Origin of the sequence: Anaerotruncus colihominis (genome assembly GCF_010206195.1) — a bacterium.
Taxonomy (GTDB): domain Bacteria; phylum Bacillota; class Clostridia; order Oscillospirales; family Ruminococcaceae; genus Anaerotruncus; species Anaerotruncus colihominis_A.
Map to the genome: position 1 here is coordinate 12,741 of NZ_VIQT01000005.1, position 15,786 is coordinate 28,526.

Consider the following 15,786-nt stretch of genomic DNA (forward strand, 5'->3'; position numbering starts at 1 on the left):
CTTACACTCCTCTCATAAAAAGATTGAAACAGGCAGCTTCGTATGTAAAAGCACATCAAAAATGAAATAGATCCCTATAACTCCAAAGACCATCGTGCATAAAATCCGTTTTATTCTTCGTTCACCCATAATGTACATAAGCGCAGGAATCACCAGGGCTGTAGCAGGATAAAAACCAGCAACTTTTAAGAGTATACAATAAAGCACAATCGCCCCCATAACTATATAGACCCGCTTATTTGCCGCGGTGTTAAGTATAATCTCTAATTTCCCATATTTCTCTTTATTGATAAATGTTATGATAAACAGGGCAAGCGCGCACAGAAGCAGCAGACCGCCTAACATCATGGGCCATACGCCAGCACCCGGCCCACTGACCGTATATCTTAAAGACAATTTTGAGGATTCATACATAATCAATGTACCTGAGCACGCTGTAATCACCGAAATAATGTAATTCCATTTTTTCACAATCATCCCTCTTTCGCTGCACATCGATTTGTTCATTAATAATGAAATTATTTCATTATATATATTATAATATCACATCATCTATTGGATAACAATTCATAAAACGCACAATTATTTAATCATATTTTGTCCGATTTATCCAACATCAGGTTTGTATCAGTATGCCATATGAGCTTTCCAGATTTATCGTAACCTTCGTTTCCAAAGGCCCGGTAGTAAAGATGCTTGTACAAGAAGCCGCCTATGGCAAAGATCGGCGACGTATGCCGCTTTGAGTGTAAATAGGTTCTGGCGCCCCGCTTTGGCAGACCCCATGCCAAAGCAATCCGATGAGAAAAATGTGCGCAGCAATAAATCTTCATATGTATTGCTGTGGCTAATACATAACTACACGCAGAAATGTAGATACCTATCCTTAAATAGGATTGAGGGCGCCTGAAAAATATAATTGCCATAGTTGAAAGTATATCAGTCATTACATTCCAAATAATTTTCCCACCATTCCTCAACTTCTTCAGATCCCTTATATACTGATCTTTCATAATGTAAACACTCCTGGTAGCTTTTATCGGAAATGTAGCATCAACATCATCAAGTGTTTAATATTTCACAGCACAAAGGGCCAATGTAATGAATTCATTACATTGGCCCGTATCTCTCAGTTTAATTAAACAAATCTGTGAGCAAAAGAAAAAGCCGTAGATTTTATTCTACGACTAATCACTCAAATGACAAAGAATAGTTAAGCGTAAAATAAAATCAAACATTAGGCATAAAAACAAAACTGCAATAACAGTTAGCTTTAAGCTATTGAATTGATTTTATCTACATAGCGTTTTGGACAGCAAAACCTTCAGCAATTGTATCCTTGAAATAGAGAGAGATCATTCATGTAATCTCCGGGATTTGACACAGCTCACTTTCTCACCAGAGCGTGGCTCAATCTTTCATCAGCGCTCGCACTGGGGCCTTTGCAGGGCAAACCTGCCCGTATAAAACGCGAACTTATTCAAACTCGTCCAATCCGGGAACCGAGACGATGCCCAGCAATCCTTCCACCGCCTCGCGGGATCCATCCGTGTCGGCTTGCAGAACACATTGATAGATGCGGAAATGAAGGTCGTTCTCGCCAATCGGGGGGAGGCCCTGCTCCTGTCTGCGATGGGCGCGCGTGCTGATCATCTTTGTGATGTGGCTGCGAATCAGCTGCTGTACCATATAATAAATGTCCTTATAGAGCTCGTTGTGGCTCATTTTGATGATCTGGTAGTGGAAATTGAAGTCTGCGTCCACCACTTGCTCCAGCCGCTGGGGGTCGTCTATATCCTCGTTGTAGATATTCGAATACTGGTCGTAGTTGTCCAAGGCTTCCTTTAGCTTCTGCTTTTCCGCATCCGTAGCGGACTTCATCGCCACGCATAAGCACTCGCTTTCCAAAAGGTTTCTCAGCTGGCGAACGTCGTGGTACTTATCCTCGCCTTCGTAAAAAACTGTCAATTCGCTCAGAACAGGCTTTAGCGAAAAGTCACAGACAAAGGATCCCTCCCCTACCCGAGTCTCAATAATGCCCAGTGTGTTAAGCTTTTGGAGGGCCATCCTGACGCTCAGGCGGTTGACGCCGAAAGTCTCGGCAAACTCCGCCTCCGAGGGCAGCTTGTCACCGGAGCTCCAGGCGCCGTCTACGATGTCTTGCTTGATAGACTGACAAACCTGATCGACAATGGATGTGCGGTTGATCTTGAGTTTCCGCCGGGCCGGGCCATGGGGCTCAATCATAGTTTCACCTACAAATACTTGGTAATATAATTATATATTCATAATACCCCAACTTTTAAAGGGTGTCAACAGAATTATACGCCGCCGGCCGGACCGAAACTGCGCGACCGCATGCGCGTAAAAGCACCCGCCCCTTTCTGCCGCAGCGGCAAAAAGGGGCGGAAATGTACAGAGCAGGCGGTTCGGACAGCCCTTTGTTCAGATCACTCAATGACGACTTTCCGGCAGGCCGCCAGGAAGGACTCGCTCATTTCTTGACCAATACCAGGCAGCTCGGGTACGGTGTAGAAGCCGTTCTCCGGCTTGTAGTAGTGGATACCGGCATTGATGAACTCTGTCAGGAGGTTAGCGTTGTGCTCTTCATGGATGGTGAAATTGGGAATAGCAGCCTCTACGTGGAGGGCGGCGGCGGTGGCGATGGGGCCGCCGCAGACATGGATCTGTACGCCCATATCATATACCTGGGCCATGTCGCAGATCTTTTTGGTCTCGGTAATACCGCCGGTGTTGCACAGGTCCGGCTGAATGACGGACAGGGTGCGGTCCTCGAAGAACTGGCGGAAGCCCCAGCGGGTGTAGCTGCGCTCACCGGTGGCCAGAGGAAGATTACACTTCTCCTTAATGTGGCGGAAGTTGCTGGGATTCTCGGGGCTGGTGGGCTCCTCATAGTACATGATGTGCAACGGTTCCAGGGCCTTGCCCAGCTCGGCGGCGGTGTTAGCGTCCAGCAGGGAGTGGATTTCCACAATGATATCCAGATCGTCTCCGCCAGCCTCGCGGCAGGCAGCGATACGTTCCACAGACCGCTTCAGGTCATGCTGGCGGTAGCAGCCGCGAATCTGTGTGCCCTGGTTGCCCCAGATCTGAGCCGGCGGAGTGTTGGGATCAGTGGCCGCAAACACAGGGTCCACTTTGATGGAGTCGTAGCCGTCGCGGATAGCATTTTTGGTAACTTCATAGTAATCCTTGGGGTCAAACAGCAGGCCGAGACCTTTTCCCTCGTTTTTCATCTGGATAAGGTCGCTCCAGCCAAACTGCAGCTGGGAGGCGTAGGCCCGCAGCTTGCTGTTGGTCTTGCCGCCAATGAGCTTATACACGGGGACGCCCAAGACCTTGCCCTTGATATCCCAGCAGGCGATGTCGATGGCTGCCATGGCGGAGGTGATCACCACGCCGCCGCCCATACCCCAGAAGGTGTGACGGTGCAGGTGTTCCCAAATCTTCTCCGTGTCGAAGGGGTCCATACCGATGATGAGCTTTGCAAAATCCTGGCACTGGCCGAAGGCAGCCTCGAAGCAGTTGCCATAGGCCAATCCGGCCTCGCCCCAGCCATAAACGCCCTCATCGGTATTAATCTTAATGGTGATGAATTTTCCCAGATAACATTCCACGCTGGTGATCTTCATAAAGATGGCTCCTTTCTTGAATCGGGTGGGATCGATGTTACTGAATAACGGCTTTCTTGGCGCTGGCGATGTAGGACTCGCTCATTTCCTGGCCGATGCCGGGCAGCTCCGGCACGGTGTAAGCACCGTTGACAGGGGCATAGTAATATTTTCCACCCTTTACAAAGGCGCTGGTCAGATTGGCGTTATGTTCCTCATGAATGACAAAATTAGGGATGGTAGCCTCTACGTGGAGGGCGGCGGCGGTAGCGATGGGGCCGCCGCAGACGTGGATCTGTACGCCGATATCATATACCTGGGCCATGTCGCAGATTTTTTTGGTCTCCGTGATGCCGCCGGTGTTGGCCAGGTCGGGCTGGATCACGTTCAGGGTCCGATCCTCAAAGAACTGGCGGAAGCCCCAGCGGGTGTAACTGCGCTCACCGGTGGCCAGAGGAAGATCGCACTTCTCCTTAATGTGCCTGAACACATCAGGGTTGCAGGGCATGGTTGGCTCCTCATAGTACATGACGCGGTAGGGCTCCAAAGCCTTGCCCAGTTCAGCGGCGGTGTTGGCGTCCAGCAGGGAGTGAATCTCAACGATGATGTCCATGTCGTCCCCGCCGGCCTCGCGGCAGGCGGCGATCCGCTCCACGGACCGCTTGAGGTCATGCTCGCGGTAGCAGCCGCGGATCTGGTTGCCCTGGGTCTTGACAACCTCAGCGAAGGGTTTGCGCTCCAGGGGAGCGAACACAGGGTCGACCTTGATGGCGTCGTAACCGTCGGACAAGGCGTCCTTGGTCACGTCATAATACTCCTGGGGATCATACAGCAGATCCAGGCCGTCGCTGGCCTCGATGATCTTTCTCCAGCCAAACTGTAGCTGGGAGGCGTAAGCCCGCAGAGAATCGTTGGTTTTGCCGCCCAGCAGCTTATACACAGGGACATTCAGTACTTTGCCCTTGATATCCCAGCAGGCGATATCGATGGCGGCCATGGCGGAAGTAACCACCACGCCGCCGCCCATGCCCCAGAAGGTGTGGCGGTGCAGGTGCTCCCAGATCTCCTCGGTGTTGAAAGGGTCCATGCCGATAATGAGCTTGGCAAAGTCCTGGCACTGGCCGAAGGCAGCCTCCGAGCAGTTGCCATAGGCCAATCCGGCCTCGCCCCAGCCGTAGACGCCCGCGTCGGTGTTGACCTTCATAGTGACAAAGCCACTGAGAGCGCCAGTGCCCAAATAGCATTCTACACATGTAATTTTCAAATCTGATAAGCTCCTTTCTATTTTTTAACAGCTTCCATATGGTTTACAGGACAAAGCATTAAACATGGCTCCGCAAAGGGTCGTTTCCTCCACCCGCGGAGCAGAGAGAACTATTCTGCGTTTTCGCCGGTGGCAGCCCACAAAGAGGTCTTAATCTGGATATCGCCGGATTTGCCGCGCACCACGCCCACCAGGGCCAGCGCTACGATAGCGGCCACGTTCAGCGCCATCAGAGAGAAGGACATGGACAGGCAGGATTTCCACAGAACCACGATAAAACCGGCAAGGGAAACAATGCAGATTGTGTAATACAGACTGTCGGACACATGGAACCGGGACTGCTTCCATGCCTGGGGATAGAGCTTAGGCATCCGGATATAGGCGATGAAGTTCAGCAGCGCGAAGGCGGAGGTGAAGAGCTGGGTCATGTTCGTGATGACAGTGATGGACAGGCCAAAAACAATAGGAATCAAGCCCAAGACATACATGAAAGTCAGGATATAAATCCGGGCACCCTTCTTGTTCTGCTTGCCGAAGACGGCGGGGAGCCATCCGTCATCACAGGACTGGCCGATAGTGATGGAGTTATAGGCAAAGCTGGAGTTCAGGGTGGACAGCAACGCCATGATTGGGCCTCCAATAATGAAAGCGTAGAACAGCGGCAAGGGGAAAATGCGCTGCGCCGCAAACACCAATGTGGTGGAAGCTCCGTATTCCTCTACACTCATAACGCCCACACCAGCTATAGCGACGCCGACGTACAGCACGACCAAGGTGGGAACGGCCAGCAACAGGACCACAGGAATATCCCGGCGGGCGTCCTTGGAATCACGGCCATAGGCGGTAGTCATGTAGTAGCCCTGGGTGGAGTACACAAACAGAAGTACGGCCCCGGTAAAGCCGCCGGCGATCTGTCCGTCCTTGAAGGTGATGCCCCATCCATTGATCAGGAAGTTGGGATCGGTGAAGTTGAATATAGGCAGCTGGATTTTAAAGATGCCGACAAGCGCGAAGAGAATCAGCGCGGCAATCAGCAGCCAAGTCATCAGCTTCTGCGCTTTGGCCATGATGTCCACGCCCATCAGGTTGACCACATAAAAGAAGGTCAGCAGGGCGGCTCCGACAATGACCCTCGCCACGGGAGAACCCAGCGCGGGGATAACGTCGCCCAGATAGGCCGCGGCGGACACGCCGAACAGGGAGAGGCTGACGCACTGGGTCAGGTACATAAACGCGAACACACCGGCGACGCGGGGGCCCGCCATACCGCACAGCATGGAATAGTTGCCGCCTCCCATGCGGACAGTGGAGGAAATGAACACAGTGGGAAGGATCATGACGAAACCCATGATAATCGCCACGAAATAAGCCAGCCAAGCGGAATAGCCGGTCATCTTGATGGCGGGTACAATGAGGGTGATGACGCCGGCTCCAATGACCTGGCCGATGGCCAGGGCGTACAGCTCGGGCTTGCCAAGTATACCGGAACTGGGTTCCTTTTCTCTGATCACTTTAATTGCCATGTTTTTTCTCCCCTTCATTCAATTAAAGGTTTTGTTCACTCGGCCAGTTCTATGACCTTGTACAGGACAGCTTTGTCAATTGCCTCCTGTAAAAATTCATTGCCGATACCGGGCAGGTCCGGTACAGTGAAATAGCCATGCTCGGGCTGCAGGTTGTACTTGGTCAGACCCAGGCAGGTGTCCATTCGGTTGCAGGTGTGATGCTCGTGAATGATGAAATTGGGAATTGTGCACTCCACATGCAGCGCGGCGTTGGTAGCCAGGGGGCTGCCAGCCACATGGACCTGGATGCCGGCGTCAAAGGCGTGAGCCATATCGCAGATCTTCTTCACTTCGGAAATGCCGCCGCAGTTTCCAATATCCGGCTGCGCCAGCTGGAGGAGGTTGCGCTTGAAGTAGTCGGCGTACTGCCAGCGGGAGAACAGGCGCTCGCCGTTGGCAATGGGCACGCTGGTATATTTGGCGATGTATTCCACCGTCTGGGCGGTGGGGGTGTTGGGCTCCTCAAAGGCCATGATGTTGTACTTTTCCGCCAGTTTGGCCAGCTGCACGGCGCCCAGGGCGTCGGGATAGGAGTGGTTCTCCATGATGATGTCCACCTCGTCCCCGGCGGCCTCCCGAACGGCCTTCATGCGGGCCTCCACCATTTTCAGCTGCTTGGGAGTCAGCAGGCCGGTGGTATCCAGGAAGCTCAGGGGCTTGCCCTCCTCATCCCGGTCAAAAAAGTCGACCTTGATGGCGTCAAAACCCTCATCTAAAGCCAGCCGGGTATTGTGGGCGTAATCCTCAGGGGTGACGGCCCACAGGTGCTCGCTGACGCCGACCTGTCCCCAGCCGAACTGCAACTGAGAAGCGTAGGTCCTCAGCTTGTCGCGGACCTTGCCGCCCAGCAGCTGGTATACGGGAACATTGAAATACTTGCCCTTGATGTCCCACAGGGCCACGTCAATGGCCGCGATGCCGGAGAATACCACAGGGCCGCCGTTCTGTCCCCAGAAAGTCTTCTTGTACATGGTCTCCCAGATCAGCTCGGTCTGCAGGGGGTCCATACCGACGATCAGCTGAGCCAGATCGCAGACCATGCCGAAAGCAGCGCTTCCTCCCACGCCGTAGGCCATGCCCGCCTCTCCGTCACCGCAGATGCCGGCGTCCGTATGGATGCGGCAGCCAATGGGGCTGTTCAGCTTGCTTTGAGCGGTGGGAAGGCGGAATACTTCGATTTTTGTGATCTTCATACTTCTCCTCCTTTTTATTTGATCGCTTGTATGTTGTTCGCTAACTATTAATATAATAACCGATTCATCAAATGTCAAGGAGTTTGTATAAAATTGTTAAAATGCAAAGAAATAATTTTGAAATTTGTGAAAAACAACAAGTAAGTTGAGGCAAATAGTGCGGGGCGGGATATTTGACGTGACCGTCCTTTATCCAAGATTATCCCATGGGGACGAGCTTTCCAGGGAATCTAATTCCATAAGCAACCAGACACCATTTATCAGAGATAAATTCACCCACAAATACAAAAAGCCATATTGAGAAAGGCTTGGCTTTCTCAATATGGCTTTTTTAGGATCAATTAAGAAAATCTCTATGCTCCTCGAATGGTTGATAGATCGCGATTTCGCTGTTTTCTACACCCACTCAATCAGACCATCACAGTATTGTCTGTCCACATCTCGCATTGGCTCATAACTGTTTGTATAGCGTCCTCCATTCCCTCCGGCGGGTACTTGTGTCTTTTAAGCAAACGCTTGACCAGCTTACGCATACCAGCGCGGGCGCTCTCCTTCTTCTGCCAGTCAATGGTACGGTTTTTTCGCAACAGATCGGTCAATTCCTTGGTGATGGCGATTAATTCTTCATGCTCATAAAAATCTTGGATAGCTTGTGGTTTTGTTAAAGCATCATAGAAAGCCAGCTCTTCTGCATTCAGCCCCAGCGCCTCTCCCTCTGCGTTTGCCGCCGCAATATCCTTGGCCAGTTTCAGCAGTTCCTGAATCACTTCCTCATTGGTGAGCATTCCATTGAGATAGCGGTTCATGGCGCTCTGGATGATTTCAGAAAACTTTTCTGATTTGACCAGATTTGTCCGGCGATAGATAGAAACCTGCTCTGCAATCAGTTTCTTGAGCAGTTCTACTGCGAGATTTTTCTCCTTCATATTTGCGACTTCTTCCAAGAATTTTGGGCCGAAGAGAGAAAACTCCGTTCCAACATCAGAGAAGAGATTGATGACTCCTTCGCTTTTGATGCTGTGTTTCAAAAGCTCGTTGATCCGTTCATTCACTTCTGGAAGGGTGAATCTCTTACCTGTTCCGCCGGATTGCAGACGGATAATCATGATGCGGACTGCATCAAAGAACGCCGCCTCATAGCGCGACATTTCATCTACCAGACTACTACAGAGGGAAAGCGCCTGCCAAAGCAACAAGGACTCTTTGATGTAGACATTCCGTGTCCGCTCATTTTCGGGCAAGTCATGGTCTGCAATGCTCTTGCCCAGAATAAAGTTTACACCGCCAGTGATAACTTTGGCTTTTTCGAGGTCACTGCCGGACAGGAATTTCCCATAATCGTAACCGTGGAAGAAATCCCGGCAAATAGAGAGCTTTTCCAAAAATTTTGGATAAGCCGCCTTGCTGACATCCGTATCGCCATAATTTTTCCTGTCCCTGGCGGTATAGTCGTTCATCGCCCGCTTGAGTGCAGAGGCGATACCCACATAGTCCACCACCAGCCCGCCTTCCTTATCTCGGAAAACGCGGTTGACACGGGCGATTGCCTGCATCAGGTTGTGGCCGGACATGGGCTTATACACATACATGGTAGCCAATGACGGCACATCAAAGCCGGTCAGCCACATATCCACAACGATTGCAATTTTCAGGGGCGACTCATTGTCTTTGAATTTTCGGGCCAACTCATCCTTGCGGGCCTTATTGCCGATGATCTCCCTCCATTCTTCGGGGTCATTGTTGCCCTGCGTCATTACAACAGCCACTTTTTCTGTCCAGGCAGGGCGCAGCTCCAAAATACGCTTGTAAATCTTCATGGCAATGGGGCGGGAGTAGGCTACGATCATCGCTTTTCCGGTGAGAATACCAGCCCGATAGTTTTCGTAGTGGCTGAGAATATCATCTGCCAGGGAGTGGATGGTTTGATCCGCCCCAAGAATGGCCTCCATCTGCCCCAGTTCCTTTTTGCTTTTTTCAATAACATAAGGGTCGGCATTTTCCGCCATCAGGTCATACTCTGCATCAATGAACCGCAGGGTGTTTTCGTCCAGCTTAAGATGAATCACCCGGCTTTCATAGTAGACCGGCCTTGTAGCCCCATCCTCCACCGCCTGTGTCATGTCGTATATGTCGATGTAATCGCCAAACACTTCGCGCGTACTGCGGTCTTTGGAAGAAATAGGCGTTCCGGTAAAACCGATGTAGGTGGCGTTTGGCAGGCTGTCCCGGATGATCCGGGCAGTGCCAATAATCGTGCGGACTTCTAACTCCCCATCCTCCTTCTGCCGTGTTACAACTTTCTCAGTCAGGCCGTACTGTCCACGGTGGGCCTCGTCTGCCATAACCACAATATTCCGGCGCTTGGAAAGGGCTTCGCCGCTCTCTTCAAATTTTTGCATCGTGGTAAAGATAATGCCGTTGGCCTGGCGGTCTGCCAGCAGTCCTGTCAAATGATTTCGACTCTCTGCATGCTGGGGCGTCTGCCGTAAGAAGTCCTTGCAGCGGGCGAACTGGCCATAAAGCTGATCGTCTAAATCGTTCCGATCCGTAATAACTACAATCGTCGGGCTTTCCAACGCTTCTTGCAGATAGTGGGCATAGAACACCATAGACAGGGACTTTCCGCTACCCTGCGTATGCCAGAACACGCCGCCTTTGCCGTCTGTTTGCGTAGCGCGCCGGGTAGAGGCGACCGCTTTTTTGACGGCGAAATATTGATGGTATCCGGCAAGAATTTTGAAGGTATTCTGTCCATCCACATTGAAGCAGATGAAGTTTTTCACGATGTCCAGAAAGCGTTCTTTCTCAAATAAACCCTCAAAGAAGGTATCAAACTGCGCGTACTGGGTGTTTTCGTAACTGCCGTCCTTAGTTTTCCATTCCATGAAACGATCCTCGCCGGAGGTAATCGTCCCAGCTTTGGAAGTGGTCATATCGCTCATAACACAGACAGCATTATAAATAAACAAAGATGGGATTTCATGCATATAGTTCCGCAGCTGACGGTAGGCGGCGGAGGCGTCCGTTTCCTCGCGGGAAGGGGATTTCAGCTCCACTACCACCAATGGCAGGCCATTGACAAAAAGGATAATATCGGGCCGCTTCTCGGAATTTTCAATCATCGTCCACTGATTGACAACGGTGAAGTCGTTGTTGGCAGGCTTTTTGAAGTCGATGAGATAGACGAGAGTGGAACGCTCTTCCCCGCTGGCAAAGTATTTCACCGGTACGCCGTTTTGCAGATAGTCCATGAAAACCATGTTCTTTTGCAGCAGTGCGCCGCTTTCAAAATTTTTCAGCTTATAGACCGCCTCGTTGAGCGCGTCCATGGGCAGGCTGGGATTGACCCGCTGTAAGCAGGACAGCAGAATGTCCTCATATAGCGGGGAGTGATAGTCGCGCTCTATGTCCGGGCCGTATATGTAAGCGTAGCCTAATCGCTCCTGGAAGAGCTGGAGAACGGCGTTTTCGTAGTTGGATTCGGTAAAGGGCATCAAAACACCTCCTTGTTTGGTAAACGATCATTTAGCGGCTTAGAGCTGGATGGCGGATACATCTATTTCGCCGGACATTAGCTTGGGGAGAAGGGTATCTCTTAACTCACTCAGATGCTTGCTTTCCCGTTGATTTGATTTAATCATCGTGAACAATGGTGCGGCAATATTATGAAAATTCTCCAATTCTTCATCAGTAGGGATAACAAACAGCATCCCCTTGATGATTTTGGAGTTTACGGCTGTTGCAATAGAGGATGTACTACCCATTGTTTGAAAGTTGAAATTTTTGAGATAGCAATAAAGGTACTCATTGATTTCTGGTTTGTCCGTCTTGAAATGCGCGATGGCCTCATTTGTGGTCATGCAACCATCGGTAATTGCTACCCGTCCAATGGTCAACTTAAAACTTAAAATAACCGTATTGTCCGGCACAATCTTTACATTGAACTTTTTAACAGCATCGCGAGTTAAGTATTCTGAGCTTCCTTCGATGTAAAGCCCACAACTACCCATATCAGATATGGAAACCCAAACGCAATCAGATGGATTATCCGAGAACCATTGAGGTTCTTTTCGAGGTGGAGTTTTCCCTATTGAAATATTGAAGTATTCATCGGCTCGGATGTTCTTTCGATTACTATTGCTTTCATCAAATATCTGATGGAATAGAGCCATGACTTGCTGCTCTAAATTATCGTTTATCCGCCGGTTCAGTTCGATTTTATCACTTAGCGCATCTACAATAGCTACTATTTGTTTCCGCTCTTGCCTACTTGGAATAGGTACTTCAAGTTTTTGTAAAAAATCCAAATCGAATTTTCCGGCACCAATTCCTGTTACACCAACTTTAGCCATCAAGTAGCTTTTTTGAGAAATAAGCCAGTAGAAGACGAATTTGTTTTCAACATCTGAACAAGAACTAATACACTTTATATCTTGATTAAATGCTACCTCTCGTTCAACTAAACCAATAGGGATATCATTAAAAAGACCGCTCCCGCGCGTAAGTAGAAGTATGCTTCCGCAAGGGGCTATCTTGCTTCCCATCTTTAATCCTTCATCCGAGATGAATAAATCAGAAGTCGTAATCCGTTCACTTTTTAGCGTTTTTGCGCTAATCCATGGGATACTTCCTATCCAGTAATCAGCCCTTTTTTTGCTGGGCGTTCCTCCAGATGTAAATTGAACTAATTCCTTTAAAGTGCGTGTAGTCCAATCAGATTTCATACCCAATCGCCCCCAGCCTTTTCCTGATCTCATCCTCCAACTCGTGGGATTTCTGGAACAGTTCCGATAACTCCGCTGTCAGCCGCCCCATTTTCTCCTCAAACGGTTCCCCGTCGTCCTCCTGCTCCTCAATACCTACATAGCGGCCGGGGGTCAAAATATAGTCCTGCTTTGCAATATCCTGTGTTGTGGCAACGGCGCAGAAGCCCTTTTCATCCTCTAGCGTTCCATCTACAAAGGCGTTGTATGTATCAGCGATCTTCTTGATGTCCTCATCGGTCAACTCACGCAGTTTCCGTGTAACCATCATCCCCAGCTTCCGGGCGTCGATAAACAGCGTCTTTTCCTTCTGCTTCTTGTTCCTGGCGATAAACCAAAGAGACACTGGAATTTGCGTGGTATAAAAAAGCTGTGTGGGCATGGCAATGATGCAGTCCACAAGGTCAGCGTTAATGATATTTTTACGGATTTCTCCCTCGCCGCCGGACTGGGAGGAGAGGGAGCCGTTCGCCAGCACCATACCGAGGCGGCCATTGTGGGCCAAATGCCAAATCATGTGCTGGAGCCACGCAAAGTTGGCATTACCTGCGGGTGGTGTGCCATAGGCCCAGCGCACATCCTCCAACAGCTTATCCTGTCCCCAGCCGGAAAGGTTAAAAGGAGGATTCGCCATAATAAAATCAGCCTTTAGTTGCGGGTGACAGTCATTGAAGAAGGTGTCCGCATTGAATTTGCCCAGGTCAGCCTCGATACCTCGAATGGCAAGGTTCATTTGCGCCATCTTCCAGGTGGTGGGATTGGAGTCCTGGCCGTAAACGGAAATGCCAGTAATATTGCCGCCATGATTTTCAATAAACTTTGCCGATTGCACAAACATCCCGCCGGAGCCGCAGCAAGGGTCATAGACACGCCCATTGTAGGGCTGCAAAACCTCCACCAGTGTTCGCACAACACAGGCGGGGGTGTAGAACTCCCCAGCCAGCTTGCCCTCCTGCTCTGCAAACTTGGACAGGCAATATTCATAAGTACGGCCCAGGATGTCTTTACTGTTCCCATGCTCGATCATCTGAATATTGGTAAAGAGGTCAACAACTTCTCCCAGACGACGCTTGTCCAGTTCCGGACGGGCAAAATTTTTCGGCAGAATATCTTTCAGACGCTTGTTCTCCTTTTCAATAGAGCGCATAGCGTCATCAATGACTGTGCCAATCTCAGGCGTATGGGCAGCAGAGGAAATAACAGACCACCGGGCATTCTCCGGCACAAAGAAAATGTTTTCAGCGATGTACTCATCAACATCTTCCTCAAAGCCGTCACCCTCGGCTACCAGTTCGTTATACTTTGCTTCAAAACGGTCAGAGATGTACTTTAAGAAAATCAGCCCAAGCACAACCGACTTATACTCCGAAGCATCCATATTCCCGCGAAGGACACAGGCCGCATCCCAAATTTGTTTCTCAAACCCAATATTGCTTGTATTATTTTCCACCATTTTAGCATCCTCCGAAAGCATGACCCACAGTTTCTTGTAACTGGCTCCGTCCATTTACTTATACTTATACATTTTATATCATACTGCAATTCGTCTGCGAAATCAAACTATTCAATCCAATAATTTGGAGACGATTTCAACTTATCAAACAAACAATCGCAAACTGTGAGGGCGGGTGCAGCGAACTGGATTGGGAAGGTTCTGTCCTGCTCACAAAAAAGCTTGGCCAGAAAATACAACGATCTTGTTATTACAGCAAATTCCGTTCGGCGCCCTATTCTAGGCTAACCGAGCGGAATTTGTGTGCTATAATATACACAGTGTAAATGGTAAAGCCGTTTATAGCCGCCATCCGGCGGCGCCCGCTGCAAAGCAGCGGACTGCGCATGTTACACCACAGCCGAAACCAGAATGGGCTTGCCGCCGTGGGGCATGACGAATATGGTTTTGATTCTGTTTCCCCTTACTTCTCTATCCATCCGGAAGCGGAAGCCTCTGGCGCAAAAGTAGATTGGGGGAACCGTTTTTCCATTCCGCACGTGGCCGGCATATGTTTACTGGATTTAGGTCAAGTAACCGTCCCGGTCGATTTTCTTTCCCGGACCGGCCCTTCCCAATTGCTGCGTGCGGTACGTCTGCTGCGTAAGCGTTATGGAGGCGAAGTGGCTGTCATCGGTAAAGTAATTGGTCCCTGGATGTTAGCATACCATTTACATGGCGTAGAAAACCTACTTTTAGATACAATCTTTGTTGATCAAATTATGTAAATTTTGTATTGACATATGGAAAATATGGTGCTATAATAAATTTCGCGGTCTGAGTTAAACAGAGACGGCAAAAGAAAATGGGGGCGTAGCTCAGCTGGGAGAGCGTACGGTTCGCATCCGTAAGGTCGAGAGTTCGATCCTCTTCGTCTCCACCAAAAAGAATGCCCACTTTGGATACCATCGGCAGAAATGCCGATGGTATCGGGCTTTTCAGGGGTTTTTGCCCCTCAAATTTCACAGGTAAAACAAAAGATCCAAACGGGGGTTTCACAGAAGCTGGCTGGATTCGAACCCTCAATTCTTTAGAAATCTACAGCGCCCTTTTTGAAAAATCCCATTTCAAAAAGGGCGCTATTTTCATACCCAGCAAAAATCAGAGTGCCAAAGGCGTCAATCTCTCAGCCAACAGGCTGAAGGGTTGGCGCCTTTTTTCATATTCCGAAAAAGGGCGCTAAAGCTACAAAGGAAGGAGAATAATTGTTATGCCGGTAACAAATGCCAGCGGCGGATGGAGGATATCCTCCGCCAGATCGAACGTAATGTTCCAAATCCACGAGAGCGGATGAGCCAGTCCAATCAAAACGAAATCAACATGAGTATGTAAGCGCCGGGGTTTTAGAGATAAGACCCCGGCGCTTTTTTGCGTTTGGAGGTAATCGACATGAATACAGAACAAAGTAGCCCCACATCCCATACCGGCAAGACTGTCGGACGAACTGCCCATAAGTGCGAGGGCTGCCCCTACCCCCACCACGGCTTTATCTGCTGGGGTGGCGGGAAGCTGTAGAGACACAACGGCGGGGTTATCACCTCGGGTCAAGTGCAATCGAATCATTTGATCTCTCCAATCTTGAAACCTTGTTTTTCCGATGTTTCCAGCATCAGTTCGTCCAGGCTAAGTGTCCCTTGGCAGACGACATATCTCTAATGGGTTCATACTCATTGGGCGGGATTGGCGGTCAAAGATGGGGCGGTAAAATTGGTGGGTTTGGGTATACCCTTTGACCCGCAGTTACGGTATTATGTGTCGTTAAGAAACGGAGGAGAAGCAGTGATTTTCAACGCAGTTCTCAAAAATCCAAAGCACGAAGAATATGACAAGGCAGCCGTCCCCCAAAGCACGAAGAATATGACAAGGCAGCCGTCCCC

General features: G+C 49.8%; 13 protein-coding genes and 1 tRNA gene. 3 read left to right on the forward strand and 11 right to left on the reverse strand.

Translation table 11 applies throughout. The features are described from left to right. Positions 1-12 precede the first annotated feature (12 nt). From FMM72_RS02355 to FMM72_RS02400, 10 genes are all read right to left on the reverse strand, one after another. Entirely contained in the window at positions 13-471 is a 459-nt protein-coding gene (locus FMM72_RS02355; protein WP_160208260.1) for a tripartite tricarboxylate transporter TctB family protein, read from the reverse strand. Positions 472-590: 119 nt separating this feature from the next. Next, positions 591-1,013: a hypothetical protein gene (locus FMM72_RS02360; RefSeq protein ID WP_162220469.1), complete on the reverse strand. Its 423-nt coding sequence runs from the start codon at positions 1,011-1,013 to the stop codon at positions 591-593. Positions 1,014-1,476: 463 nt separating this feature from the next. Next, on the reverse strand, positions 1,477-2,247 hold the full coding sequence (locus FMM72_RS02365; RefSeq protein ID WP_160210796.1) for a FadR/GntR family transcriptional regulator: 771 nt from the start codon (positions 2,245-2,247) through the stop codon (positions 1,477-1,479). Between the two features lie 203 nt (positions 2,248-2,450). Continuing rightward, positions 2,451-3,653 carry a mandelate racemase/muconate lactonizing enzyme family protein gene (locus FMM72_RS02370; protein WP_162220470.1) on the reverse strand — a complete coding sequence of 401 codons (1,203 nt, stop codon included), beginning with the start codon at positions 3,651-3,653 and terminating at the stop codon, positions 2,451-2,453. Positions 3,654-3,690: 37 nt separating this feature from the next. Continuing rightward, positions 3,691-4,896 (reverse strand): mandelate racemase/muconate lactonizing enzyme family protein, encoded by a 1,206-nt coding sequence (locus FMM72_RS02375; RefSeq protein WP_160210798.1) that lies wholly within the window; start codon positions 4,894-4,896, stop codon positions 3,691-3,693. Between the two features lie 110 nt (positions 4,897-5,006). Then, entirely contained in the window at positions 5,007-6,419 is a 1,413-nt protein-coding gene (locus tag FMM72_RS02380; protein ID WP_162220471.1) for an APC family permease, read from the reverse strand. A 35-nt stretch (positions 6,420-6,454) separates the two neighbouring features. Then, the gene (locus tag FMM72_RS02385) at positions 6,455-7,654 is read right to left on the reverse strand and encodes a mandelate racemase/muconate lactonizing enzyme family protein (RefSeq protein ID WP_162220472.1); all 1,200 of its coding nucleotides are present in this window, start codon (positions 7,652-7,654) and stop codon (positions 6,455-6,457) included. Positions 7,655-8,064: 410 nt separating this feature from the next. After that, complete coding sequence (locus FMM72_RS02390) at positions 8,065-11,148, reverse strand: type I restriction endonuclease subunit R (protein WP_162220473.1); 3,084 nt, start codon at positions 11,146-11,148, stop codon at positions 8,065-8,067. A 39-nt stretch (positions 11,149-11,187) separates the two neighbouring features. Further along, the gene (locus FMM72_RS02395; protein ID WP_162220474.1) at positions 11,188-12,378 is read right to left on the reverse strand and encodes a restriction endonuclease subunit S; all 1,191 of its coding nucleotides are present in this window, start codon (positions 12,376-12,378) and stop codon (positions 11,188-11,190) included. Further along, positions 12,368-13,870, reverse strand: a complete 1,503-nt coding sequence (locus tag FMM72_RS02400; protein ID WP_162220475.1) for a type I restriction-modification system subunit M — start codon at positions 13,868-13,870, stop codon at positions 12,368-12,370. The genes FMM72_RS02395 and FMM72_RS02400 overlap by 11 nt, the downstream gene beginning before the upstream one ends. A gap of 386 nt (positions 13,871-14,256) precedes the next feature. On the opposite strand from FMM72_RS02400, the gene FMM72_RS02405 reads away from it, so the two are divergent. The 3 genes from FMM72_RS02405 to FMM72_RS02415 all read left to right on the forward strand — a co-directional run bounded on the left by FMM72_RS02405 (position 14,257) and on the right by FMM72_RS02415 (position 15,092). After that, the gene (locus FMM72_RS02405; RefSeq protein ID WP_162220476.1) at positions 14,257-14,637 is read left to right on the forward strand and encodes a uroporphyrinogen decarboxylase family protein; all 381 of its coding nucleotides are present in this window, start codon (positions 14,257-14,259) and stop codon (positions 14,635-14,637) included. Between the two features lie 79 nt (positions 14,638-14,716). Next, positions 14,717-14,792: transfer RNA gene (locus FMM72_RS02410), tRNA-Ala, on the forward strand. Between the two features lie 15 nt (positions 14,793-14,807). Beyond that, positions 14,808-15,092: a hypothetical protein gene (locus tag FMM72_RS02415; RefSeq protein WP_162220477.1), complete on the forward strand. Its 285-nt coding sequence runs from the start codon at positions 14,808-14,810 to the stop codon at positions 15,090-15,092. Positions 15,093-15,094: 2 nt separating this feature from the next. Here FMM72_RS02415 and FMM72_RS02420 read toward each other — a convergent pair whose 3' ends face one another. Further along, positions 15,095-15,472: a hypothetical protein gene (locus FMM72_RS02420; RefSeq protein WP_162220478.1), complete on the reverse strand. Its 378-nt coding sequence runs from the start codon at positions 15,470-15,472 to the stop codon at positions 15,095-15,097. Positions 15,473-15,786: the final 314 nt, after the last annotated feature.